General features: G+C 44.9%; 22 protein-coding genes. 9 read left to right on the top strand and 13 right to left on the bottom strand.

Annotation, left to right across the window (positions count from 1 at the left end):
- Window positions 1-146: 146 nt before the first annotated feature.
- Window positions 147-1,412: a hypothetical protein gene (locus tag AAAA73_RS09065; RefSeq protein ID WP_340597969.1), complete on the bottom strand. Its 1,266-nt coding sequence runs from the start codon at window positions 1,410-1,412 to the stop codon at window positions 147-149.
- Between the two features lie 137 nt (window positions 1,413-1,549).
- Between AAAA73_RS09065 and AAAA73_RS09070 the strand changes: the two genes are divergently transcribed.
- On the top strand, window positions 1,550-2,239 hold the full coding sequence (locus AAAA73_RS09070; RefSeq protein WP_340597971.1) for a phosphatase PAP2 family protein: 690 nt from the start codon (window positions 1,550-1,552) through the stop codon (window positions 2,237-2,239).
- Here AAAA73_RS09070 and AAAA73_RS09075 read toward each other — a convergent pair.
- Entirely contained in the window at window positions 2,236-2,982 is a 747-nt protein-coding gene (locus AAAA73_RS09075; RefSeq protein WP_340597973.1) for a M48 family metallopeptidase, read from the bottom strand. The genes AAAA73_RS09070 and AAAA73_RS09075 overlap by 4 nt on opposite strands.
- A 15-nt stretch (window positions 2,983-2,997) precedes the next feature.
- Here AAAA73_RS09075 and AAAA73_RS09080 point away from each other — a divergent pair, with 15 nt between their 5' ends.
- From AAAA73_RS09080 to AAAA73_RS09090, 3 genes are all read left to right on the top strand, one after another.
- Entirely contained in the window at window positions 2,998-4,020 is a 1,023-nt protein-coding gene (locus AAAA73_RS09080) for a serine/threonine protein kinase (RefSeq protein ID WP_340597974.1), read from the top strand.
- 66 nt (window positions 4,021-4,086) lie between these two features.
- The gene (locus AAAA73_RS09085) at window positions 4,087-4,581 is read left to right on the top strand and encodes a hypothetical protein (protein ID WP_340597975.1); all 495 of its coding nucleotides are present in this window, start codon (window positions 4,087-4,089) and stop codon (window positions 4,579-4,581) included.
- A gap of 124 nt (window positions 4,582-4,705) precedes the next feature.
- Window positions 4,706-5,935 (top strand): NADP-dependent isocitrate dehydrogenase, encoded by a 1,230-nt coding sequence (locus tag AAAA73_RS09090; RefSeq protein WP_340597976.1) that lies wholly within the window; start codon window positions 4,706-4,708, stop codon window positions 5,933-5,935.
- Between the two features lie 65 nt (window positions 5,936-6,000).
- Here AAAA73_RS09090 and AAAA73_RS09095 read toward each other — a convergent pair whose 3' ends face one another.
- From AAAA73_RS09095 to AAAA73_RS09120, 6 genes are read right to left on the bottom strand one after another with little or no spacing between them, the layout of a single operon-like run.
- Window positions 6,001-6,429: a VOC family protein gene (locus AAAA73_RS09095; protein WP_340597978.1), complete on the bottom strand. Its 429-nt coding sequence runs from the start codon at window positions 6,427-6,429 to the stop codon at window positions 6,001-6,003.
- Window positions 6,430-6,452: 23 nt separating this feature from the next.
- The gene (locus tag AAAA73_RS09100; RefSeq protein WP_340597979.1) at window positions 6,453-7,382 is read right to left on the bottom strand and encodes an NAD-dependent epimerase/dehydratase family protein; all 930 of its coding nucleotides are present in this window, start codon (window positions 7,380-7,382) and stop codon (window positions 6,453-6,455) included.
- Complete coding sequence (locus AAAA73_RS09105) at window positions 7,379-8,308, bottom strand: transketolase family protein (protein ID WP_340597980.1); 930 nt, start codon at window positions 8,306-8,308, stop codon at window positions 7,379-7,381. Before AAAA73_RS09105 ends, AAAA73_RS09100 begins: the two co-directional genes overlap by 4 nt.
- Entirely contained in the window at window positions 8,308-9,138 is an 831-nt protein-coding gene (locus tag AAAA73_RS09110; protein WP_340597982.1) for a transketolase, read from the bottom strand. The genes AAAA73_RS09105 and AAAA73_RS09110 overlap by 1 nt, the downstream gene beginning before the upstream one ends.
- The gene (locus tag AAAA73_RS09115; protein ID WP_340597983.1) at window positions 9,135-10,313 is read right to left on the bottom strand and encodes a DegT/DnrJ/EryC1/StrS family aminotransferase; all 1,179 of its coding nucleotides are present in this window, start codon (window positions 10,311-10,313) and stop codon (window positions 9,135-9,137) included. Before AAAA73_RS09115 ends, AAAA73_RS09110 begins: the two co-directional genes overlap by 4 nt.
- Window positions 10,306-11,805 (bottom strand): B12-binding domain-containing radical SAM protein, encoded by a 1,500-nt coding sequence (locus AAAA73_RS09120; protein WP_340597984.1) that lies wholly within the window; start codon window positions 11,803-11,805, stop codon window positions 10,306-10,308. The genes AAAA73_RS09115 and AAAA73_RS09120 overlap by 8 nt, the downstream gene beginning before the upstream one ends.
- Window positions 11,806-11,861: 56 nt before the next feature.
- On the opposite strand from AAAA73_RS09120, the gene AAAA73_RS09125 reads away from it, so the two are divergent.
- Window positions 11,862-13,370: a hypothetical protein gene (locus AAAA73_RS09125; protein WP_340597987.1), complete on the top strand. Its 1,509-nt coding sequence runs from the start codon at window positions 11,862-11,864 to the stop codon at window positions 13,368-13,370.
- Here the strand turns inward: AAAA73_RS09125 and AAAA73_RS09130 are convergent.
- A complete protein-coding gene (locus AAAA73_RS09130; RefSeq protein WP_340597989.1) occupies window positions 13,367-14,296 on the bottom strand; it encodes a glycosyltransferase in 930 nt (309 codons plus the stop codon). The two genes, AAAA73_RS09125 and AAAA73_RS09130, sit on opposite strands and share 4 nt — an antisense overlap.
- Window positions 14,297-14,342: 46 nt before the next feature.
- Here AAAA73_RS09130 and AAAA73_RS09135 point away from each other — a divergent pair, with 46 nt between their 5' ends.
- The gene (locus AAAA73_RS09135; RefSeq protein ID WP_340597990.1) at window positions 14,343-15,794 is read left to right on the top strand and encodes a hypothetical protein; all 1,452 of its coding nucleotides are present in this window, start codon (window positions 14,343-14,345) and stop codon (window positions 15,792-15,794) included.
- Here the strand turns inward: AAAA73_RS09135 and AAAA73_RS09140 are convergent, their stop codons facing one another.
- Window positions 15,795-16,151 carry a hypothetical protein gene (locus tag AAAA73_RS09140; protein WP_340597992.1) on the bottom strand — a complete coding sequence of 119 codons (357 nt, stop codon included), beginning with the start codon at window positions 16,149-16,151 and terminating at the stop codon, window positions 15,795-15,797.
- 53 nt (window positions 16,152-16,204) lie between these two features.
- Here AAAA73_RS09140 and AAAA73_RS09145 point away from each other — a divergent pair, with 53 nt between their 5' ends.
- Entirely contained in the window at window positions 16,205-17,098 is an 894-nt protein-coding gene (locus AAAA73_RS09145; protein ID WP_340597993.1) for an NAD-dependent epimerase/dehydratase family protein, read from the top strand.
- Here the strand turns inward: AAAA73_RS09145 and AAAA73_RS09150 are convergent.
- Together AAAA73_RS09150 and AAAA73_RS09155 are read right to left on the bottom strand one after the other, a co-directional pair.
- Window positions 17,085-17,993 carry a hypothetical protein gene (locus AAAA73_RS09150; protein WP_340597995.1) on the bottom strand — a complete coding sequence of 303 codons (909 nt, stop codon included), beginning with the start codon at window positions 17,991-17,993 and terminating at the stop codon, window positions 17,085-17,087. The two genes, AAAA73_RS09145 and AAAA73_RS09150, sit on opposite strands and share 14 nt — an antisense overlap.
- The gene (locus AAAA73_RS09155) at window positions 17,990-18,817 is read right to left on the bottom strand and encodes a sugar phosphate nucleotidyltransferase (protein ID WP_340597997.1); all 828 of its coding nucleotides are present in this window, start codon (window positions 18,815-18,817) and stop codon (window positions 17,990-17,992) included. The genes AAAA73_RS09150 and AAAA73_RS09155 overlap by 4 nt, the downstream gene beginning before the upstream one ends.
- On the opposite strand from AAAA73_RS09155, the gene AAAA73_RS09160 reads away from it, so the two are divergent.
- Together AAAA73_RS09160 and AAAA73_RS09165 are read left to right on the top strand one after the other, a co-directional pair.
- On the top strand, window positions 18,723-19,628 hold the full coding sequence (locus AAAA73_RS09160) for a GHMP family kinase ATP-binding protein (RefSeq protein ID WP_340597998.1): 906 nt from the start codon (window positions 18,723-18,725) through the stop codon (window positions 19,626-19,628). The genes AAAA73_RS09155 and AAAA73_RS09160 overlap by 95 nt on opposite strands.
- Complete coding sequence (locus AAAA73_RS09165; RefSeq protein WP_340598000.1) at window positions 19,570-21,654, top strand: hypothetical protein; 2,085 nt, start codon at window positions 19,570-19,572, stop codon at window positions 21,652-21,654. The genes AAAA73_RS09160 and AAAA73_RS09165 overlap by 59 nt, the downstream gene beginning before the upstream one ends.
- Here AAAA73_RS09165 and AAAA73_RS09170 read toward each other — a convergent pair.
- A complete protein-coding gene (locus AAAA73_RS09170; protein WP_340598002.1) occupies window positions 21,608-23,053 on the bottom strand; it encodes a hypothetical protein in 1,446 nt (481 codons plus the stop codon). The two genes, AAAA73_RS09165 and AAAA73_RS09170, sit on opposite strands and share 47 nt — an antisense overlap.
- Window positions 23,054-23,056: the final 3 nt, after the last annotated feature.

Genomic DNA, 23,056 nt, shown 5'->3' on the forward strand with positions numbered 1-23,056 from the left:
CGCAGAGGGCATAAAGCAAGCGTTATACCAATCATTTGGGTGTCATAAAGTACCCAGGAAGCATGACAGCATAAAAAAAAGGGCTGCAGCTTGGAGTCTGCAGCCCTTGGGCAAACAAAGGGGGATCCTTTATTTGTATTTTGGGTTTATTCAACAGATGGCAAGTCTTCACCGATGCCATCATCGTAACCGCCATCGTAACCGCCATCGAAACCACCGTCGTCATTTTGACCTTGGTAGTCGTTAAGATCGATTACTGGTTTGATACGTCTCATGAACGTGATCGCAAATGCATCTTGCTTAAACGTCGCAAGCTTTCTCATTTTAAATACGATACGCAATTGACCCAAACCATTGTTAGCTGTCAAACGAGCTTCGCCAATCATGTTTTGGTAGCTCAATTTACCAGAGCTTGTCAGACCATCTTCATCCGCATTTGGATCTGTTTTCAATGGCTTCAATACGATGTTCGTGGAGTTGCCAGATTGTGGCGCAACCAACGGACCCGCGAAAGCCAAAAGTTGATTCGAGCGAGTTGTAATAGTCACTGTGAAACCAGAACGACCGTTAACAACTTCCCAAGTATTCATAAACGCAGTTTTAACGCTGTTTGAAGACTGGTTGTATTCCTTGGAGTTTTTCGCCAAGTCACGCATTACGTCGTATTCTGGATTGCCATTTTTAGACAACGGCATTTTGAAGTGAAGGTCTGCGATGGATTGACGGAAAACGATATCAAACTTGCTTGCAGAACCCGCGTAACCCAACTCCGCTTTTACCAAAGTCGTTTCGCATTTACCGTCCAAATCAAGGCACTGAAGAGTACCATGAGAAGGAAGTGAACCTGTCGTCTTAGTTCCGTTGCCAGCACGTGCTGACTGAAGCTTGATGATATCGTTGTTTTCTTCCAAAGAAGAGTTACCAACAAAGTTGTAAACTTTCGGGAAACCATTTTCCTGAACTTTCAATGTCACAACAGATTGATCAGATACACTGTCAAACTTCAATTTAGCTTCAGTAATAGAAGATGCATTGCCAACATAATCACGTTTCAAACCGCGAATTACATCCAACGTATCGTCTGTAGAAGAGGACGTATAAAGAAGACCTTCGCTAGATACAGCACCGGTCACACGTTTACCGTATTTGTTGCTGTCAACATTAGCCGGCTGAGCCGTCTCGTAGTTAGGACCCACGATAACGCCGTCAGAGTTCATCACACCGTCAGCCACTGGAGCTGTCGGATTAACATTTGTGCCAGCTCCTTCAAGAACCGGAAGATCAGATTCATCCAAGGTGGATTGAGTTTCAGGTGGTGGGGCACCAACACCTGCAGTTTTATCTTTGCTGCAGGCAGCAAGACCTAGTGTTGCGACCAAAGCCGCAGTAATCAGAGAATGTTTTTGCAACATTGAAAACCTCCAAGTTTTTTCAGTCACGAGTTTTGATAGTCCCAGCAATAGCAAGGCTCAGGCCAAGTATTGTCACTGCTGAACATGCTTGTATTGCAATACAGACCTATCCTATGATGCCTTAGAGAAGGAATTACATGGCTGCTTACAATTTGAACGCCCTATTGAATGATAAGAGGAAATTTCGACACCACCTCCTGCTGGTCACAGTTTTGGCCCTGGCTTTGGCGGGTTCCGTGGCAGTCCTATTTGACCAGTCTGTGGCTCTATATTTCAATACTCCAGAAATGCACCAATTCATCAGACCGCTAGCCCGCGAGGTCACCAATATTGGGCTTTCTGAGCATTATTTTACTATCTGTATCCTGACCTGGATTTTTTGCGCCTATGTGGCGCCCCGATTCGCCAAACTCAAAAAGTATTCAGCATCTGTTGATTACTTCCGTCGTTGGGGTCTGAATTTTCTTGTGGCCTTGTTAGTCAGTGGCGCGATGACTCACGTCGTGAAATTCCTGGTGGGTCGCCAACGCCCTCACAAAAGCCCCTCTTTTGATCCCTTTGTTTTCGACCACATCACCACTCATTGGCACTGGCATTCATTTTCCTCAGGGCACTCGCAAGTGATGTTTACGACGGCCACAATGTTCTGTATCGCATTTCCCAAGTACAAATGGTTGTGGCTTGCAATTGCGGTGATGGCTTGTGCGACACGTGTGATTATCCAGGACCACTTTATCAGTGACACGATTTTTGGTGCTTGTGTGGGTTACGTTGGAACTTTGCTTGCACTTAAATGGATGCAAAGAAGCAAGAACGCCCTTATCTAAGAACGTTCAGATAAAAAGTCAGTAAGGCCCTGGGATGATTTCAGGGTCTTTACGATGCGCGCATACTCAGGAATAAACGATTCCACCACGCCCCAGAATTTCGGTGAATGATCCATGTGTTTTAAATGTGCCAACTCGTGCACGATCACATAGTCGATAATCTCCTCACCAAAAACCACCAGACGCCAGTTTAAATTGATCGCCTTTCTGGAAGAGCAACTCCCCCAGCGGGTTTTCTGTTCTCGGAATTTCAATTCCGAAGGATGAAGGTTCATCACTTCCGCCCAATGACTTACCTTTTGCGACAGAAGCTTTACGGCTTCACGTTTATAAAAGTGTCTCAGCTCGGCAATGGCTTTCGGATGATGCTCTAAAGAGGAATTAGCCTCCCACTGAGCTTTCGGAATATGCAGGAATAACTGATCCTCACTGACCGATACAAAGGCTTTTTTGGAGAGTGTGATGACGACCTTCAGTTCGCGGTCGCGCCCCAGATAGGGAAACCTCTCCCCGGCTTTGATGGTTTTCTTTGGATAAAGATCCGCGATCGCTTCAAACTTAATAAAGTTCTTTTCAATCCATTCACGCTTTGTGGACAGAAAATCCAGGACGGTTTGCTTGGTGGTGATTTTGTTAGTCACCACTTTAATGGGACGATTGGGATACAGGTAAATCGACAGCGACCTGCGAAAAGGCTTACGGTGCAATTCCACCGCCCAGTTTGCAAAATCAAATAATTCCACCGACCCACTCATGCAATGGAGAATGACTTAAGCCCCAAGAAGTGGCAATCTAAATCCATGGACAAGAATTCCTCTTTTTATAATTTAGATCCCGACAAAGTACTGCAAGCAGCGGATAATGCAGGCTTTTACCCAACCGGGGAATTCACGCAACTGAACTCCTATGAGAACCGCGTCTTTGATATCAAATTGGAAGAACCAGTTGAGCCAAACTCACAAAGCAAGAACGTCATCGCCAAATTTTACCGCCCCAATCGCTGGAGCAAAGAGGCGATTTTAGAAGAGCACGAGTTTCTGCTTTCCTTAAGAAATGAAGGCATTCCCGCTGTGGCACCTTTGTTTCAAGGACATGATTCCACGGTTTCTGAAGTTGACGGCATGTATGTTTCATTCTTCCCGAAAGTTTTGGGGCGCATGCCTCAGGAATTTTTAGGGGATGACTACCGCAAAGTAGGCCGCCTGATGGCGCATGTTCATAATGTGGGTGCGCGCAAGAAAGCGCCACATCGTCCGACTTTGGATACAAGTTACTACGGCGGCTGGGATACTTTGGACAATCTTCAGGACTGGGTCACGCCGGAATTACGCTCCCGCTATAATGTTGCTGCCGAAGACATTCTTTACGCCATCGACGATAACTTTGACCCGTCAGAATTCATTCGTATTCACGGCGATTGCCACAAGGGGAATTTACTAAATAACGGCACACAGTTTTTCCTGGTGGATTTTGACGATTTCGTCAATGGCCCGGTGGTGCAGGATTTCTGGATGTTGCTTTCAGGCGATCAGGATTCCTTCGGTGAAGAAAAAGATCTGATCATCTCTGGTTATGAGGAGCTTCGTGAATTCCCGGAGCATCAGTGGTCATGGATTCCAATGTTGCGTGGACTGCGAATCATCTCTTATGCCGGATGGATCGCCAAACGCTGGGAGGATCCAAGTTTCCCACGGTTGTTCCCTGAGTTTAACACCTACCGCTATTGGGCGGAGGAAGTTGAAGCGCTTGAGAAAATCGCGTGGTCCATTAATCCCGCCTAAATTTCGTTGACGGACCGTCCTTGGAAAGCAAAGCTTTTAATTAACAAGCTTCACCAAGGACGGACCATGAAATTTCTTATTTCAGTATTGTTGCTGGGACTGACCCTGAATTTGACTGCCTGCAAAGTTGCAGAAGTTGAGGAAGAGGAACTTCCTCCAGACTCTCTCGTCAACCAAACAGACTACAGCTCCTGCAACACGGGTAGCAGCGGAACCAGAACTATCATTGGTTCTTGGCTATATCGCCAAGGCGTCGGTAACACCAGCTTTACAAAAACATTCACTTTTTCCCGCGAATACGTGCGCATGACCAATGACTGCGTGTTTGACGGCATCCCGGTTCGCGCGACTTCCACGTCACGCGTAATGCTTGGCATAAACTCTGTGAGCTATTTGGATGCGGTACTTAATGAAAACGCATTGCAAAGAGAGGACTACAAACTGGTTTGCCAGTCGAAAATTGACCTCGCTGACCTAAGCTATCGCTTCCAGGGCAACTGCCTTGTCCTTACAGGCCAAGACGGCAAAGGCTCTTTGACACTTATTCCGGCCACCAACTAGTTCATTGCCGCCCCAGCATCAAAACCTGGGGCTCGCCGCAAAGCAGAACTTCCTCAATCCTTTGTCATGAGGTCCGCCCCTGATCTATATTTCTAGGGCTTATTAACCTATCAAAGGACAACTCATGAAAAAAATCAAAGTTGCAAATCCCGTCGTTGAACTAGACGGCGACGAAATGACAAGAATCATCTGGAAATTCATCAAGGAACAATTGATCCTTCCTTACCTTGATATCGACATTAAGTACTACGACTTGGGCATGGAACATCGTGATGCTACTAACGACCAAGTAACTGTTGACGCTGCTGAAGCGATCAAAAAATACAACGTTGGTATCAAATGCGCGACAATCACTCCTGACGAAGCTCGCGTTACTGAATTCAAATTGAAACAAATGTGGAAGTCACCAAACGGCACAATCCGTAACATCCTGGATGGTACTGTTTTCCGTGAACCAATCATCTGCAAAAACGTTCCACGCTTGGTTCCTAACTGGACAGCACCAATCTGTATCGGCCGTCACGCATTCGGCGACCAATACCGTGCAACAGATTTCGTGACTAAAGGTAAAGGTAAATTGACTGTTACTTTCCAACCTGAAAACGGTGGCGAAACGATCACTCACGAAGTTTATAACTTCAAAGGTGATGGCGTTGCTTTGACTATGTACAACACTGATGAATCCATCACTGGCTTTGCTCGTTCTTGCTTCAACCAAGCATTGACGAAAAAATGGCCTTTGTACCTTTCCACTAAAAACACGATCCTGAAAAAGTACGATGGCCGTTTCAAAGACATCTTTGAAGACATCTACCAAAAAGAATTCAAAGCGAAGTTCGATGCAGCTGGCATCACTTACGAACATCGCCTGATCGACGACATGGTTGCTTCTGCTCTTAAATGGAATGGTAACTTCGTATGGGCTTGTAAGAACTACGATGGCGACGTTCAATCAGACACAGTTGCACAAGGTTTCGGTTCTCTTGGTTTGATGACTTCAGTTCTTGTTACACCAGATGGTAAAACAATGGAATCTGAGGCAGCTCACGGAACTGTGACTCGTCACTACCGTCAGCACCAACAAGGTAAACCAACTTCTACAAATCCAATCGCTTCTATCTTTGCTTGGACTCGTGGTCTTGAGCACCGTGGTAACTTGGATAACAACCCTGAGTTGGTTAAGTTCGCTCAAACTTTGGAAAAAGTTTGCGTAGCTACTGTTGAAGCGGGCCACATGACTAAGGACCTTGCAGTTTGCATCTATGGCGACAAAGTTCCTGCAGACAAATACATGAACACCGAGCCGTTCTTGGCAAAACTTGATGAGAACTTGAAAAAAGCTCTTTCAATGTAAGCTGGTCTAATTCTTTAATAAGAATTCAAAAGCCCTGGGGAAACCCGGGGCTTTTTTTTTGAGATTTAGAAGGTAATCTTAATCGCATCAGCATTCTTTTTCGCAGGTCCGTGAAAGACGGCCTCGATATTGTTGCCATCCGGATCAATCACAAATGCGGCGTAATAACCTGGATGATAGGGGCGCTCCCCGGGTTTACCGTTATCTTTTCCACCCGACTTCAAAGCGACTTCATAGAATTTATCAACCATCGTGCGGTCTTTTGCCTGAAAGGCTAAATGCGTGCGGCCCGTTAGCTCCCCAGCTGCTGCCTGGCTGGATTTTGTGGAAATGAAAAGCTCATCGACCCAAATGAAATCCGGGCCTTCGCCGCCCAATGGAATTTGCAAAGTTTCAAAGAGCGGAAGATAGAACTTCTTCGTGGCCTCAAGATCACGAACAACCAGCTGAAGGTGATCGATCAAACGACCGCGATAAATCTCATTTGTTTCCATGATCTCTCCTTTGCTGGGGGCGACTATTGGTTGGAATCCTCTTTGGACCTACCAAGGATGAAGAGTTTTTTTAGCTCTGCCAATCCCTGAGGTAGTGTCATTTCGCAGGAGAAACCGGTCATTTCGATTTTCTGATTTGATACAACATAGTCCCGCTTATCAGGGTCTTTCATGGATTCATTTGCGGTGATCTGCAAATGAGGAACAACCTTCTGGATTTCGCTACATAGATCCAGCTTGGTCATGTTCGCAGAACTAAGTCCCACGTTAAAAATCTGCCCACGCATTTGATCCCAGTTATTAAGCGCATGAAGGTAAACCCGCGCGCCATCCAACACATGAAGAAAGTTTCTTCTGAAGTGTCCTTCAAAAAGATGGATCTCCCCGCTGTCCATAGCCTTCCACATAAAGTCATTCACCAAAAGATCATAGCGCATGCGGTAGCTGGCTCCGAACAAGGTCGCAAAGCGGAAGGAAAGAGAATTTTCCCTGGCTAGCACTTCCTGTTCAGTTTCAACTTTCAATTTTGCATAGTGCGAAAGCGGAGTCAGTGGACTGTTTTCATCGCAATAAGCTTCGCCACCCACACCGTATCCACTGTTGGTCATCGGAAAAAGCACCATTTGATTCTTGGATAGCACCTTCAGTGAATCGACGATTGACTGATGATTGATGGCTCGGGCAAGTTCCGGATTTTTTTCACAAACAGGTGCCCCCGTCAGACAAGCCAAGGGAAGCAAGGCATCGCACTGTTTTAACCAGTCTTCGTAAGAATTGAGATCGCAGACATCCGCTTTACGCAAATGAAGTTTCGGATTCTTGAAATGATTCTGAAGTACCTTTTGGTTGTATCTGAAATCATCCAAAGCAAAGACTTCGTGACCTGATGCCAGCATCAAGTCCACCAATTGAGTCCCTTTGTATCCGGCAGCCCCGGTAATCAGGATTTTCATGCCGTCACTGCAGATTCAAACAGTTCAGACACATCCAAACCCAGGTCTTTGCGCAGAACTTCCCTGCCGCCGTACTGGTAGGTGTATCCACCGTTCATATTCAACGCCATACGTTTTACTGAGCATTTTAAATCATGATCGACGACGGTTTCAGCCACCAAGGTCCCCAGACCACCATTTTTAAAGTGCTCTTCTAGGCAGATTACATGAGTGAATGTTTTAAGTTCTTGAATAAGCTTTTCGTGTACGAAATCCAATCTGGCCACTTCGATCACATTAAGATCAGGATTCTTGCTGATGATCTCCGGGGATTTAGCCACCAGATTGCCTGTCACCAGAAGCGCCTTCTTGCTTGCGCCTTTGCTTAAGTATCTAAAGCCCTGGGCAAAATTCATTGCGGATTCACCTGCAACGTGCGCAAGTACCTCGCGATCCATGCGAATGTATCGCGGAGTTTTTGGATGATCCAAAACATACTTCGCGGCTAGCTCTGCATTTTCCGCACTGGAGATATTCAAGATCTCGATATTGGGGAAGGCACGCATAACTGCCACATCTTCAATCCCATGATGAGTGGGGCCGGAGTCAGCATAACTGAATCCCCCGCCGACGGCGATGATCTGCACCGGCAACTTCATGATGGACATTTGCACACGGATTTTTTCCAGACAGTTAATCGTGATAAAGGAGGCAATCGCAAACGCAAATGGCTTTTTGCCTTCCAAGGCCAATCCCGAAGCCACAAGAATCGCATTTTGTTCAGCAATGCCCACGTTGTAGAACTGCCCCGGCAGGTTGCGACGAATCAGGTCCAAAGCCGGCGCACCCATATCAGCAGAAATAACCACGACGTCGCGATCGATTTTTCCGCGCTCATAGATTTCAGACAATAGAGCATCACGCTGGGAAAGTTCTGTGTGTGACATTATCTGGATCCTTTCGCCAAATCCTTGCGGGCTTGGTTGATTTCCTGAGTTCCTTTTGGCGGAACACCATGCATGACCGGATTATGGGAAAGGGATGGAATACCGGCGCCTTTTGTAGTTTCTGCGATAATCACCGTGGGTTGTCGATATTTACGATTGCGAAGTCCTGACATGCTTTGCACCAGTGACTCAATGTCATGACCATTTACTGTGACTACATTAAAGCCAAAGGATTCAAACTTTTTATCCAAAGGCTCAAGTGCCAGCATATTTTCAGTGAAATCCGTGGTTGCCAAAAAATTCCTGTCCACAATCACGACCAGATTGTTCAGCTGATTGTGAGCCGCAAACATCGCCGACTCCCAGATCGAACCCTCATACAATTCACCATCCCCCAACAGACAATAAACCATGTGCAGGTCCCGATTCATTTTTGCAGCCAATGCCACTCCGGCGGCCACGCCAAGTCCGTGCCCCAAGGCCCCCGTTGTCAGCTCGACGCCGGGAACACTGTTTTGCAAGTGAACACCGAAATGACCACCTTTTTGGGCAAAGCCATTTAGCCAGTCTTTGGGGAAAAATCCTTTTCTGGAAAGAATACTGTAAATAAGAGGACTGCATTGTCCTTTGCTGATGATCACGCGATCACGGCCCGGCCATTTCGGCTCTTCAGGCTTTACGTTCACCAGTCCACCAAAGTAGAGACTGATCAGCACTTCCACCGAAGACATTGAGGAAGTCACATGTCCCGTGCCGGCCTTAATACACATTTCCAAAACTTCGGTGCGCGTTTCGTGCGCAAGTTTGTTTAATTCTTCAACGTTCATCATCTGCCGACCTCAATAAGAGCTTTACATAGCTCGTCGATCCATTTTAACGGTAGACCTGGGAAGTTTCCCAGATAGAAACCATTGTGGTGAATTTGTTCAGTGTTTGTATAAAGTGCCGGATTCACATCAATGCCGCGGGTTTTTAAAAAACCCTGACGAAGTTGGTTGCCACCGCCCGACATTCCACGGCGATACTCCACCCCAAGGTTTAGCAAGACCTTTTCCACCTGAGGTTTTAGATGTGCGTGCTCTGAGCGCAATTGCAAAAGAAGTGCGTAGCTGGAGCTGCCTTTAATTGAGTAGTCAACGAAGTAAATCTGCTTATTCAGGTTACTCAGAAATCTTTGCAGTCTTAGGTTTCTTTGGGAGTTGTTCTTATCCAGACGCTTTAACTGGCTTAATCCCAAAACCGCACCAAGTTCGTTGTTGCGAAAGTTGTAACCTACAACCGGAAAATCAAATTCCTTGTAAACGTCTTTTGAGTTCCCAAGATATTCCTGCAATTCCTGGGGAGCCGTCGACTCGCGAAGAAGCCCATGCCCCCGCTTAATACGAATCAACTGCGCAAACTTGGAATCATTGGTGGATACCATTCCACCTTCAATGGTGGTCATGTGATGGCCATAGTAAAAGGAGAAATTCGAGGCAAATCCAATGCTGCCGACTTTCTTCTTACCAAAAACAGCGCCATGGGATTCACAGGCATCCTCGATAAGCGGAATATTTTTGCTTTTAAGCAAATCCAAAAGACTTTTACTCACCCCATTCAACCCCAGAACGTGTGTCAGAAAAACTGCTTTCGTTTTGGAGGTGATTGCTTTCTTTACGCTCTCAAAATCCAAAGCCAGGGTGTTTGGATTGATATCCACAAATACAGGCGTGAAACCATTTTCAATTACCGAGACCACATCAGACACCCAAGTCAAAGGCGGAAGAATCACCTCACCCAAGCCCACGGTGTCGCGCAGCGCAGACATTGTTAGAAAGTTCGCAGCAGATCCGGAGCTGACAAAGATACTGTGCTTTACACCCAACCACTGCGACCATGACTTTTCAAAAAGCTTTACTTTTTCACCTTGGGTAAACCGATCCGAAGTCATGATGTGTTTCACCAGAGCGGTTTTATCAGCGTCGGTGATATTGTTTTGAATCAAGGGCCAACGAATGTTATTCATATGAGGCCTTCGCCAGAACTTTATCGACAGAGTATTTGCGACTTAGGTTTATCTTTTTCAAATTTACAATGTAGTCATAGGTCTTCTGACCAAATTTCGTTTTGATCAGATTCAGATAAGAGGGGCTGTTGTGATAAATGCTCCAGGCCTGATCGCGGAACGTCAGCACTTCCGAAGAACTGATATACTTTGTCGGGAGTGGCTTGCAATCATAGGAATGCTGACTGTAGCCCAACCACGTCTCCGGAAGTTCCGTATTATTACGAACCGCCTCACGATAAAGCTCTGAACCTGGATATGCCATGGCAGAATAGAAATTGGCAGTTTCAAGATTCAGCTCAACCGCCAAATCCAAACTTCTTTGCATGGTTTCCAACGTATCGTCCGGTAAGCCAAAGACGAAGTTACCATGAACGTGAATGCCGCCATCTTTAAGCATCTTGGTTTTTTCGAAGATATCCTCTTCGGTATAGCGGCCTTTATTCACACCGGTTCTGACTTTTTGATCAAAAGCTTCTATCCCCAGCACAATCCAATTGATTCCAGCGGCTTTTAACTTATCGACGTGATGAGGTTTGATTGTATCAATGCGCCCGAACACCCAGATATTGAAGTTGTACTTTCGCTCAATCAATAGCTCGGCAATCCTAAGAAAGTGCTCTTCTTTTAGAACAAACATCTCGTCAGCGATCTTGATGTTTTTAACTCCCAATGAGGCGTAAACATCAAATTGCTTTATGATAAACTCTGGATCCCAATAGCGAAATGTTCCCTGTTTGCCGAACGGAGCACTGATGCAACAAAAGCTGCATTTGAATGGGCAGCCCAGGCTAGTGTAAACCGTGGCATAGGGCTGGCGTTGATCGATATGATCAAAACAATGCCAGTTCGGTGCTTTGTAATTTCCCATCGGCAAAGACTGCAAATCAACTTCTGGAAATACACTGCCCAATAGTTTTTGCTCAATCAGTGGAGCCGTGGGATTGTGCTCGATTCGCCCGTCATCGCGAAACCACAAACCAGGAACTTTTCTTAAGTAAGAAATAGTCTCCAAGTCCGTTTGCAAAAGAGCATCCAGTGTTCTTGGTCCTTCGCCCTCGCAAACAAAATCACATACCTCATCCTGCATGGTACGCAGTGGAAGGGCTGAGATATGACCACCCAACATGATGACTTTTAGTTGAGGATTCAGTTTCTTTAGTTCCGTACACAGATAACTTGCCCCAAACATCGCCTGGGTCGAAGCAGATGGATGCTGTCCATAAACCACGATACAGACCAGTTTGGGATTTAGCTGAGTGATTCGATCGTAGGTTTGCGAGGTCTGCAGCGCCTCGGCCGCACAATCAATCTGATCAGCGGAGTGCCCCATGCTTTTCATGGAAGCCGTCAGCATCCCCATCCATACCGGAAGCTCCAGTGTGGCAACGCCACCACTCAAATTCTGGTAGACGTGTTCAGATATTGGGGGATTTAGAAAAAGTATGTCCACTGATTTTACTCCAAAATTATTATTTGGATAAACAGCAGTTTGTGCAATAATTAATCATGTTATTATATTGCATTATATTTTTGCTTGTCGTCGTTTACTGGCCAACAGCCCTTTACTGGAACGACGACATTCTATGGGCCCGAGGTATTTCAAATTACATTGATTGGCCCGTTCATTTTGCCCACGCCACCAAAGTTCACTATCAGTCCATAGTTGAATGGTACACCCACAATCCGTTCGTTTATAACACGCGAAACAACTATCCATTCTGGGCAGATGTTCCATCAGGACTACTACTGCGCTTAGGACTGCCATTTAAGACTTCATTTCTTATCCCGTCCGTTTTGCTCACCGTATTCTTTCTTTATTGCGTTTATAAGTTCCTGAATAAAAGAGGTTTCGACAAAAATTCCATTGCCGCAGTCCTGGTGCTTTTTCTATTTGCCAGTATGCCCAACGGAGAAGGAACTCAGCCGCAACTTTGGCTTAATACTTTTAGCCCCAACCGCAGTCTACTTCTTACCTTTTCACTGCTTTTGATTGTGTATGGTATATTTAGTGACTTCCTGAATTCGGGATGGAACTCCGACCGAAAAAAGAAATTCCTGACTTTCACGAAACTGAGTCTTATCACTTTGATAATGTGCCTTACTCACCCACACACCCTGCTTTCCACAGCAGTAACTGCCACCGTATTCTCCGTCCTTATCTTTAAGAAAAAGAAATCTATTCCCATCGAAGCAGTGGCATGGGCCTTCAGCAGTTTGGCGATAATTCTAGCCTTCAAACATTACCTTTGGGGGGAAGCAACTGCGGGATACCCAATATTTCGACCCAATTGGACTTCTGAAAGGTTCTTCATCAGTCCCTTCTTATTTTGGCCGATGTTCGGTGGCGTCGTTTATACTCTGGGAATCGGATTGGCGATCTACAAGAAGAAGTTCCTGGAACTTTCGATCGTCATCACTTTAACTCTGGTCCACTTGCTATTCCAATGGCAAATCAACGAGTATGACAACATCAAGAACACCCTCTTGATGATGTTCTTGTGTGCCGTAATTTTGGTGGAAGTACTTCCATCAAAAAAGCTTCTGGCCGTAATTTGCGTTATCTGCATTTTGCCATCCCTCAAAGAGTGGACCGAAATCTATCCAATCAGTTCGCGAATAGAAATGGATATCGCTGAAAGAATTCAAAAGACTACTCCCAAAGACTATGTCGCAATTATCGATAGCCGCCACAACCATCTGGTGCCGATGTTTACGACAGTGCCAGTTATGGCGTGGTGGGACTTTTATTCCTGGACTCTGGGATTGAACACAAAACCCGAAACACTATTTAGATTCGAAGCTTTGCGAATACCACAGAAGACTTCATATTCAAAGCCGCTGCTTTATGTAGCCCGTCTTGACGGAGGCTATTCGCCATTCGAAGTGGCAGGACGATTCAAAGATTTGACAGGAGTTTATCTGCAATTCGATGCAAACGCTCTAAAAAATCTTGCACCTTACGAACAGTTTCCAGGATATACAATCTACAGGAAGCTCGCAGCCCCGTCTCCTTAATGATCCAGGTTTACGGCTTCATTAACGATATAGTGAGGCCTATTGCGAGTGGCTGTATGTACTTGACGAAGATAAAAACCAAAAAGCCATACGATAAAGAAAAGCCCTGAGAAACCAAAGCTCACAACCGTCAAAAGCAAAGTATTCTGGTTAAAAGAACCTGCCATCGACCATACACCAATTAGAGTACCAATGAAAAAAATCACGCCCACGAAGAAGGGCAGATGCAATGGAAAGTACGAGAAGTGAGTCCATGCCCTGAAAAATTCAAGATAGCTTCTTGTGCGACCCAATGAAAAATTCGTTTCACCCGCAAAACGTGGCTGTCGCTTAAACGGCAAATAAGCCTGCTTCAAACCAACCCAATCAGTGTATGCACGGAAATACGGATCCACCTCTCCAGAGCGTAAAATCTCATTTACAGCCCGACGAGTAAGAAGCTTAAAATTTCCACAATCGATTGAATACTTAAATGGATATGAAGCGGCCAGAATTCTATAGGACAGTTTCAGCATGATTCTTTTATACAAAGTCTCACCGTGACGTTCGACCATATGGGTATTCACCACGTCAGCATCAGTGGATTGCCACAACTTGACCAAATCGGCAAAGAGTTCGGGTGGGTCCTGAAGATCGGAATCCATCGTAACCACCAGATCACCCTTGGCAACCTTCAGTCCGGCAAAAAAACAGATATCCCGTCCCATTTGGCGGGTCATCTGCAGGATCCGAATTCGCTTATCAGATTTTATAGACTCTTTGATCAAATTTGGCGAAAAGTCCCGGGAATGGTCGTCGACAAAGATCATTTCTCCGTCGATATCAAAATCCTGTTTCAATTTATCCAAAGCAGATCCACAGCGAGCAATGAACTCTTGAATTGTGGCGCCTTCATTTAAATTCGTAAGTACTACTGATAGAAGCATATCATCTACTTTGCCATAGCCATTTTGATCATGCTAGCTTTAAAGAATGAAGAAGCCATCCCTCAATGAATTCATTTTTTACTACTTGATTCCTTTGATTTTCATTGGCAGCTACCTCTTTACTGCGGTTAAGGAAGTTAGGTATGGCTTAAATCGCGATTATGCCGAGGGAACAACCTTGGCATTTGTGGACAAGTACAGAAGCGCCACAAGCCCACGCGATATTTACTCCGCAGAATCATTTCAAGAAGGAGAGATCATCGGTTATCCAGCTCTGCACCTTGCCTTGATTAGCGCTCTTTCAAGCGATGCATCGACTGCACTTTCCTCCGGCAGAATCGTCTCGGTTACTTCAATATTACTCATCTCAGTTCTTGCGTGGCTCATATTGTTTAAAGGTCAGCTGGTAAATCTGAAATTTCTACCCCTGATAACTACTTTACTTCTGTATCAATCGGCAATTTACGACTGGTCGCTCTTGGCAAGAGCCGACCTGCTGGCCGCGCTCTTCGAAGTTCTCGGTATATTTATTTTCCTAAGATCCAATGGAAAGTCGATCGGTTCACTCGCCATCTCGATGATTTGTTTTGCAGGTGCATTCTTATGCAAGCAAAACGCCGTTGCTGGCCCGATCCTGATAGTCATTCTTTTGGCTTTAAACAACCGTCGCACCTTCCTGAAATCACTTCCGGTTTTAGCCGTTGTCAGCATAAGCATCGGCTTGATCGTCACTGCTTTATTTGGCGGCTCATACTGGCAACACACGATTCTGCAACTTGGTAAGCAGGAGTTCTTCCTTTCCAGATTGCTCCAATTAATCTCAGGATACTTGCCCGCTCATCTTTTTCTGTTCGCTCTTGCCCTGATCGCAATGAAGTTCTCGGATCATAAGCTGGCAAAACGTGTACTGCCTGTGTGGATTGGTATTGCATTGATACTGGCGTTGACGGGCCTGGGTAGATCCGGTTCAAACTATAACTACTTTATCTCCCTGAGTGTTCCACTGGGAATTATCGCATTCCTTGGCATACGAGTTGTCATGCAAATGGAAATGTCCTCTAAAAAATTGATGGCCTTGATTTGCCTGGCCCTTTTCACAGGAATGGCATTTGCGGAGAATAGCAACTTGGCCGGAAGGCTCACCTTCCTGGATCATCGCTCTTGGCCACCTTCGCGACAAGAACCTGAGATTGCTCTGTCCAAAACAAGAACTCACCTGGAAAGTATCGGCGCTAAAAATGTGTTTTGCGATGAACCTGGAATCTGCGCCCTGCTGGGCTATCCCACCAAATATATGTACTTTGAGAATCAAATGCATTCGGTGCGCAAGACGGACTTAACCCAGGTGTTCGATACCTTACTTCTCACGGAGTATCCCGACAAGAATCTCGCGTGGACTCAGTTTAAGCTGCCTGCGGGTTTTTTGGATCAGATCCAAGCCGATTATGAACTGCAACGAATCACCGAAATGGGATTCGTCTTTGCACGAAAGCAGTAGCTACAGAAACTTGCACTGATTATTCTGAACCAGTACAACTCTATCCAGAATACAATTGAATTTGAAACCCAGCCAGCCAGGATTTTGAACCCAGGATACATCCGTCAGTTCTTTCTTTATAAGATATGCTTCTGCGTTGGAATTGGCTTTGGGTATTCTGACTTGAACCAGCCCTTCAATACTCTGCCAATCCGTTTTGTAGCCGCTCTCTGAACAGATCATTTCGGAAAAATGGGCTTTGTGAACCTCACAAACCTGGCTCTGTGACGTTAAATAATCGAAGCGAAAACCACCCGCCGCAAAAACCAGGAGCGCTGCACCCATTATAATTAAAGCAATCAATTTCGATCTGTTCACAGGTATTAATTGTTGCTTTCGCCACTTGGATAGTCACTAAATAAACCATGAATATGAAAAAAGTTATTCTCTTGGGTGAATCAGGTTTAATTGGAGGTGCTTTAGCAAAAAAGCTTGGGGCCAGTGGGCAATTCGCTTTAACAATGCCATCTTCCAAAGAGCTTAATCTGCTGAACTCAGACGCGGTTGAATCATATTTTGCGAAACACAAGCCCGATCTGATACTCAATGCCGCCGGCAAATGTGGTGGCGTTGCTGCAAACATTCAAATGCCAGGAGACTTTTCCCTGGAAAACACGATCATCAGTGCATCCGTATTTAGTGCCGCAATAAAAACTGGTGTCACTCGTATTATTCATTTCATCCCTGCGTGTATTTACCCTACGAATGCCACCCTTCCCTATTCAGAGGATTCTATCCTAAGTGGTGCCCCCGAGGAATCCAGCCAGTATTTTGCGGTGGCGAAGCTAAATGCTTTATTTATGGCGGAAGCCCTGAACAAGCAGCATAAAACCAATTTTGTATCAATCATTCCCAGTAATGTATATGGCCCCTGCCATAGAGCCTCTGTAGACCATTCACATGTCATTCCCTCATTGATAAAGAAAATGACCACGGCAAAAAACAGCAACTCTCCCTCAGTGGAAATTTGGGGCAACGGTACCAATCAAAGGGATTTTTTGCATGTCGAAGATCTCGCCGAAGCCACTTATCAAGTCATGATGGCAATCAACCCACCACCGGTGATCAATGTCGGGAGCGGTGAAGTAACAACCATCGAGAATCTGGCCCGCATCATTCAGTTGCATGTCGGATATACTGGAAAACTTAACTTTTCAGACAACGGTTTGTCGGGCGCTCAGCACAAATACGTCGATACTTCCAAAATCAAAAAGCTTGGCTGGACGGCCAAAGTCTCTTTGCGCGATGGAATCAAATCTTTGTGATTTTAATATTCGCAGGGTGCCTCATTCCATCAACTGGAAGGAAGATATCGTCCTCACCATCCGGGGACTGCACTCTCAAGGTTTTTCCAATCTCAAAAAAATGCTGATTGGAAACTTTTTGCCGATCGGCCAATAAATTGAAACCATCCGGAAAAACATCTTCCGGATAGCTCTTTAATACTAAATTCAGATCAATTGAGACCCGCAGCCCGGCGTTTTCAGTCCGATGCGTGCCATGCAAAAGAGACGAATCCACCATCAGAATAGTGCCAGGAGCGCTGGTCACCGGCAGCTCTTGGCTATTGGCTATTAATTCATTCGCATCGTGATAGCTGCCAAGTGGTTTCATCCATTCGCTGCCCATTTCATTATTGGGTCGCCATACTTTCAGGCGATTGCCCTCCATATCCCCCAAAACTGGAATATGCAAAAGCACTGAGCGGGCTGAACACCCTACCCACGTTTCTGAATGCGGTAGCTCTGTTGGATAACTAAGGGATTTTGCCGTTTTATCAATGCCCTTCAAACGAACGTTGAATGGGTAAATCCAGAAATCGACAACATTAGAAATTTTCGACTGCGTAAGAATTTCTGCGATCAGTTTGTGAACTTGGGTAAACTTTTGGTCACAGTATGATTTGGGGATAACAATGCCTGAGGTGCTCAGGTTCTTGGCTTTCCTTAATACTTCCCCCAGAAACTGACCACTATCAATGTCGGACCAATCCGTTACACCGGCTGAAATACTCAAATACTCGCTGACGTGATTCTGCAACTGAGTATATAGCTGGGCCGGTATCTTGTAGCTTGCAGTCAATGGCTCGTCAGACTGAAATCCTGTGCGCGCCATTGCCTCATCAAAATACATTTTTCTGGAAAGCTGATAATCATTCATACCAGCTCCCCTTCCAAATGAGCCTTCAGTTGGAGATAACCTTCACGGGTTCCAAAATCAATCTCTGCGAACGAACCCAGAAGAAAGTCAGACTCATCCCTGATTTTCCCGAAAACATCCTTCTCAAAGGAACATTCAGCAGGCAATCCCAATTTTTCCCATTCATAAATGATGTCAGAATTTAAAAGCGCAACTCCGACATATTTATACTCTTCGGTGTTGTACAGATCTGACCATTTCTGCACCTCACCTTTGGAAACCAACTCAAGCATCTTGATGCCGTCAGACCTACCCATCAAGAATATAGATTTACCAGAAATGGGATGTTTCGACAGAGCCGGGAAAGGACATTCCTCGAAAAATGTGTCCGCGTTTGAAAGAATGAAACTGCTTTCCTTCAGGTAGGGCCCAATCAAAGCCAGAGCCCCACCGGTTCCAAGGCGTATTGGCTCCTCGGGGAATGAGAATCTCATACTATAGCTCTTCCCACTGACGTATTCCATAAGGGAATCTCGATCCGGTCCCGCCAAGAGAATTACGTGTTGAATTCCTGATTGCTGTGCTTGTTTGAGCAGATAATCCAGAAAAATAAAATTGCCAAACCGACTCAGACATTTGATCTGACCCTGAGCATTCAAAAAATCGTTTAGACGAGATGCTTTTCCACCCGCCAAGAGAACCAAAGTTTTTGTTTCCAATTCTGAAGTTCCCAAAGTAGCATTTCCCTGAATGATATTTAAAACGAGTATACCATATCGAATAGGTTTAATTGGAGGCGGAACAGATCTGCCTTTTTTTACTAACGAACATGGAACCGAAATCATCAACGCATCATTTAATGCTTTCTCTCATTGTGAAATTCAGAAAATCCAAAGTCCACACATTTTTATTGAGACACAGGATTATAAAACTCATGCACAAATAGACAAGCTTCCGGAGCTGGCCCTGATCGCCAAAGATGAATTCAGAATCTGTCTTGCAGTACTGAATCATTTTGCGGATCAGATAATGAATCTAAAATCTGGTATTCACATTAAATCCTATTCAGAGTTTGCTCCGCAAACAGGACTGGGGGGAAGCTCGGCACATTTGATATCTGTCTTAAAAACATGCCTGGAGTTTCTAAATCAATCATGGGATGACGAGAAGATTCTAGATACCGCCCATTCACTTGAAAGAAATACGCTAAGTATTTTTGGTGGCTTTCAGGATTTCTATCCGTGCCTTCATCAAGGCGCGCATCATTTGTCCAAAAAACCCGATGCAGAAATCATCCATCACAAATTAGATAGCTCTTTCCTTAGGAACCTGGATCTTGCATTTTTTGTGTCTGAAACAACTGGTGTCAGTTTAGGCGAAATGGAATTGCCGGATGCAAGTTCGCTTCAGTTGCAAAAAAAGTACGCCCGTGAAGCAGCTCTAGCCTGGAAGTCCGGTGACGGAAAGACGTTCAAGCAAACTCTTAAAAGCAGCTGGAACGTCAAACAAGGTTCTGATCAAGCGCCGAAACATGTCTTTGCAATGAAAAGCTGCGGTCTTTCCAAGAAAATGAACGTTCTGGCTGTGGAGAATTCCAATGAAAAGATTTTTTTGGAAACCATCGGCCGTGGAGTGCGTAAAGTTGAGTGGACTTAAAAATTTTATCAAACGTCACTGGGAGAAGTTGATCTTCCTAAACTGCATTGGTGCATTCTTAGCGCTTTATACTCATGACATCCTGTTTACACTGGATGGTGGCGGCAGATACGTCAGTGGCAAAGACCTGTTGGAAGTGGGTTATCACGGCTTCAATGACCACTACTTTATGGGAGGAATTCAAAATCTATTCTATCCCCCTCTTCATGATTTCCTGTTAGCAGGTGCAATAAAATTCAACGAATGGATTCTGTTCGGCGCATTGAATGAACGCCTTCTTTATAGCGCATTCGTATTCGGAATATTCACCTTCTTCATTTATTCCCTTTATAGAGTGAGCAGAAGTTTTGAAAACGCGTTCGCAAAAATATTCTTCGTTATTTTTGCGTCGTGGCCACTGTATTTGAATATTTACTCTTTCGAAAAGAAGTTTGGCTATTTTCTGAATTTCTACAAAACACCCTATACGGTCTATTTTCAGGGTTTAACTCTACATGACATATTCGTGACTGGAATCACCAATCAGTTTCTGTCGGCCGGATTTCTGGTTTTGGGAATTCTTTCAATCCAGAAAAAGAACAAGTACCTCTCGGCACTTTGGATTTCCCTTACGATTCTTAGTCACTTCGTCTTTGGACTGGTGATCGTGCTTATCTATGCAATAAAGAAGATTTTTGAGAAGGACTTCCGCACACTTTTTGCGGTTGGATTAGCATCCTTGGGTTTAACTGCCTTTTTTCTGATACCAATGATCGCAAATGGAAGCTATTTGATAACCATCAATTCAATTCCTATACGCACTGGCTTCTGGCTGTCGATCGTTGGTTTTTCATTTCTGTTCTATAAAAGCAGAACATATTCGTACTATCTATCCTTCTCCGCATTTATATTGGTAAGTTTAATAGGTATTTCAAAATTAGCGGATAAGTACGATCTGGCGTTCATACCTTTTCATTATTACCGTCTTTTGTTCGTCTCTCTTTTGGTGTTCATATTTGCCACAGCATTCGCTTTGAACGAACCACTGTCCCGTTTGCGTAAAGGCTTGATTCTGAGCGTATTTTTGGTCGCTTGGATTATGAATTTTGGCGGCCACTTCACGTTAGATAACTTATTTGATAAATATGAACCTGAAGTCGTCAGTATCACCCCTGAAAAACAGAATGACTTTTCTTTTGGGCGCACCTATTTTTTCGGGATCACAAGGGGCGTGGACTTTGCATCTGAAATAACCTTGCACAGAATGCAATCGAGATCGTTCTTCACCAAAGGTCTTTACTGGGAAAGCGCACCGGCAAACAGAATGACTTCTTCTGCTCTATTTTTCCTTACAGGTCCTCCTTCTGTCATGGAAGATGGATTTGATGATCCTTTTCATGGCAAAACCTGTCAGATCATGAGTTGTTTCTTCAGATCCTTCTTAAACCAATCCGTCGCAACGGAAGTTTTCATGCCGCCCAAATACACAGTCGTCGAACACTTCTGGCAGGGCATGAATTCGCGAAGTAACTTGGTTTCCTGCTATGATACCATTCTTAAGGATCTTGGCGAAAAGTCAGGACAACTCGCCTACGATTCTGTGAGCTTGGATCGGTATCTAAACAAAGCAACGGGAATGGTGCGCACCTTGAACACCAACTCCACCCGTCCCTCTTCACAATATTTCCTGGATCGCTGTACTGCAGATGTTAATGATGACGGACGCGTCCCTGCGAATCAACTTCACAAGATTTCCCGAGTTTCATCTGGAGATTATGAGTTTTTCGCACCAGACACCAAAACCTCACTTTTAGTTTCCTTGCAATACTTCCCAGGATTTAAGTACGAAGCCAACGGTTTGAAAGATCTTTTACCTGAAGATTCGCCGTCTGCAGGTATGATTCTAAATGGATCAGGCACTATAAAACTTCACTACAGCCGCACCCCACTCATGTGGGTTTCGTATTTTATTTCGGTATTAGCGTGGTCAGGAATGATTGTTATGGGTTTGGCCCATATACGACGTAGAATTCGTTCTGATAAATAATGTGGTACTGAGTTTCGATAAGATCCAAAACGTTATTAGAGAGTCTTTGCACTGGGACCACGTGAGCTGCGGACTCGCGAACGATCAATGCTATACTTTTACTTTTAAGCTGCTGCAAAAGAAGATCTTCTGAATATTCGCCCCTTGCGATGGACTGCCCGATTTCAAAGGGCCAAAATTCAGTGTTTTTATCTGCAAACATTGGCAGCGCCGGGTTTTCTGACCAGATAGACCCTTTGGCTTCACGAATATATTTTAAAACAACGTCCGTTTCTTCTTTAGCCTGATTTGTGTAATTAGCCCAGAATATATTAGGTCCCGGGTCCTTTATAAAATAGGAACGCACCTTCATATTTGGCCAACACGTAATCAGAACAACGGCGGCAGCAATGGAGGATTTAAGCAGTGACTTGTTTAAGTAGGTCTCTCCTCGGGCTACCAATAAAGTTAAAACGACGGACAACTCCAGCAGAAAATTTGAACTACTGCCCTCGCGCCCAGCACCCACAACCCAAATCAGGGAACTTGCCAAAAGCAATAACAATAACGCGTCAGCTTTTTTCAAATCCATTTTAACTAACCCATATACCGCCACCAATAGAACTCCTAAATGGAACTCAATATTGGACATCAGCATCTCAGTCAGGTTCAATAATTTGAACTGGTTTTGGTTGGATTTAATCAGATGGTCCCATACGAATCCCCCACTGAAATAGTGCAGGATTAAAAGCCCCCCAATGACGCCAGCAAAGTAAATTGACCAACGGCCCAGCTCTTTCTTTTGGAACCGGACCGTTTCCCAAAGCATCAACGTAAACGGAATCCACACAGCACTTTGCTTGGTAAAGAACGCCAGTATAAAACACACCAGACTTAGAATTTTGAAAGAACTCTTTTCTGTCACCTTCAGGTAAAAGAACAGTCCCAGTATTTGAAGAAATAATGCCAATCCATCGACGCGCCCCATGGCCATCCAGTTAGAAACCGAAAACCATGAAAACCAAAGCAGAAATGGCAGTGCAAAATCCCATGCCGTTGCCTTGTCCTCTTTCCAGTCGCAGTTTATTTTAGCAAGCAACAAGCCGACACCAACCAAAGCCAGCGTATTTATAAGACGAGCCGTGAACAACCAAGCTTCAGGTTCTTGCCCAATTAGCGACGTGATGTATTGAAATAAAGGAGTGTACGAAAAGTAGTTGAGATGTTCCGCGGCCTCGCGGGAGTATGGAAATAAACCCGAAAATAACGTTTTTACCTGGGAAAGCGTCGTCGCTTCCCCGTAGTCAATCGTATAGGGAAACCGCAGTATTTGTGCAGACCTGACGACGACGGCCAGATAGCAGATGAAGCCATAGAGAAAAAGAACGATTGATAGTGGTTTTAACCTTTTCAATTGCATGAA

Origin of the sequence: Bdellovibrio sp. GT3 (assembly GCF_037996765.1) — a bacterium.
Lineage (GTDB): Bacteria > Bdellovibrionota > Bdellovibrionia > Bdellovibrionales > Bdellovibrionaceae > Bdellovibrio.

Excerpts from the sequence above, each read along its gene's own strand:
- AAAA73_RS09065 (WP_340597969.1), bottom strand. The coding sequence starts at position 1,412 with ATGTTGCAAAAACATTCTCTGATTACTGCGGCTTTGGTCGCAACACTA.
- AAAA73_RS09070 (WP_340597971.1), top strand. The coding sequence starts at position 1,550 with ATGGCTGCTTACAATTTGAACGCCCTATTGAATGATAAGAGGAAATTT.
- AAAA73_RS09080 (WP_340597974.1), top strand. The coding sequence starts at position 2,998 with ATGGAGAATGACTTAAGCCCCAAGAAGTGGCAATCTAAATCCATGGAC.
- AAAA73_RS09085 (WP_340597975.1), top strand. The coding sequence starts at position 4,087 with ATGAAATTTCTTATTTCAGTATTGTTGCTGGGACTGACCCTGAATTTG.
- AAAA73_RS09090 (WP_340597976.1), top strand. The coding sequence starts at position 4,706 with ATGAAAAAAATCAAAGTTGCAAATCCCGTCGTTGAACTAGACGGCGAC.
- AAAA73_RS09095 (WP_340597978.1), bottom strand. The coding sequence starts at position 6,429 with ATGGAAACAAATGAGATTTATCGCGGTCGTTTGATCGATCACCTTCAG.
- AAAA73_RS09100 (WP_340597979.1), bottom strand. The coding sequence starts at position 7,382 with ATGAAAATCCTGATTACCGGGGCTGCCGGATACAAAGGGACTCAATTG.
- AAAA73_RS09105 (WP_340597980.1), bottom strand. The coding sequence starts at position 8,308 with ATGTCACACACAGAACTTTCCCAGCGTGATGCTCTATTGTCTGAAATC.
- AAAA73_RS09110 (WP_340597982.1), bottom strand. The coding sequence starts at position 9,138 with ATGATGAACGTTGAAGAATTAAACAAACTTGCGCACGAAACGCGCACC.
- AAAA73_RS09115 (WP_340597983.1), bottom strand. The coding sequence starts at position 10,313 with ATGAATAACATTCGTTGGCCCTTGATTCAAAACAATATCACCGACGCT.
- AAAA73_RS09125 (WP_340597987.1), top strand. The coding sequence starts at position 11,862 with ATGTTATTATATTGCATTATATTTTTGCTTGTCGTCGTTTACTGGCCA.
- AAAA73_RS09130 (WP_340597989.1), bottom strand. The coding sequence starts at position 14,296 with ATGCTTCTATCAGTAGTACTTACGAATTTAAATGAAGGCGCCACAATT.
- AAAA73_RS09135 (WP_340597990.1), top strand. The coding sequence starts at position 14,343 with ATGAAGAAGCCATCCCTCAATGAATTCATTTTTTACTACTTGATTCCT.
- AAAA73_RS09145 (WP_340597993.1), top strand. The coding sequence starts at position 16,205 with ATGAAAAAAGTTATTCTCTTGGGTGAATCAGGTTTAATTGGAGGTGCT.
- AAAA73_RS09150 (WP_340597995.1), bottom strand. The coding sequence starts at position 17,993 with ATGAATGATTATCAGCTTTCCAGAAAAATGTATTTTGATGAGGCAATG.
- AAAA73_RS09160 (WP_340597998.1), top strand. The coding sequence starts at position 18,723 with ATGATATTTAAAACGAGTATACCATATCGAATAGGTTTAATTGGAGGC.
- AAAA73_RS09155 (WP_340597997.1), bottom strand. The coding sequence starts at position 18,817 with ATGATTTCGGTTCCATGTTCGTTAGTAAAAAAAGGCAGATCTGTTCCG.
- AAAA73_RS09165 (WP_340598000.1), top strand. The coding sequence starts at position 19,570 with ATGAAAAGATTTTTTTGGAAACCATCGGCCGTGGAGTGCGTAAAGTTG.
- AAAA73_RS09170 (WP_340598002.1), bottom strand. The coding sequence starts at position 23,053 with ATGCAATTGAAAAGGTTAAAACCACTATCAATCGTTCTTTTTCTCTAT.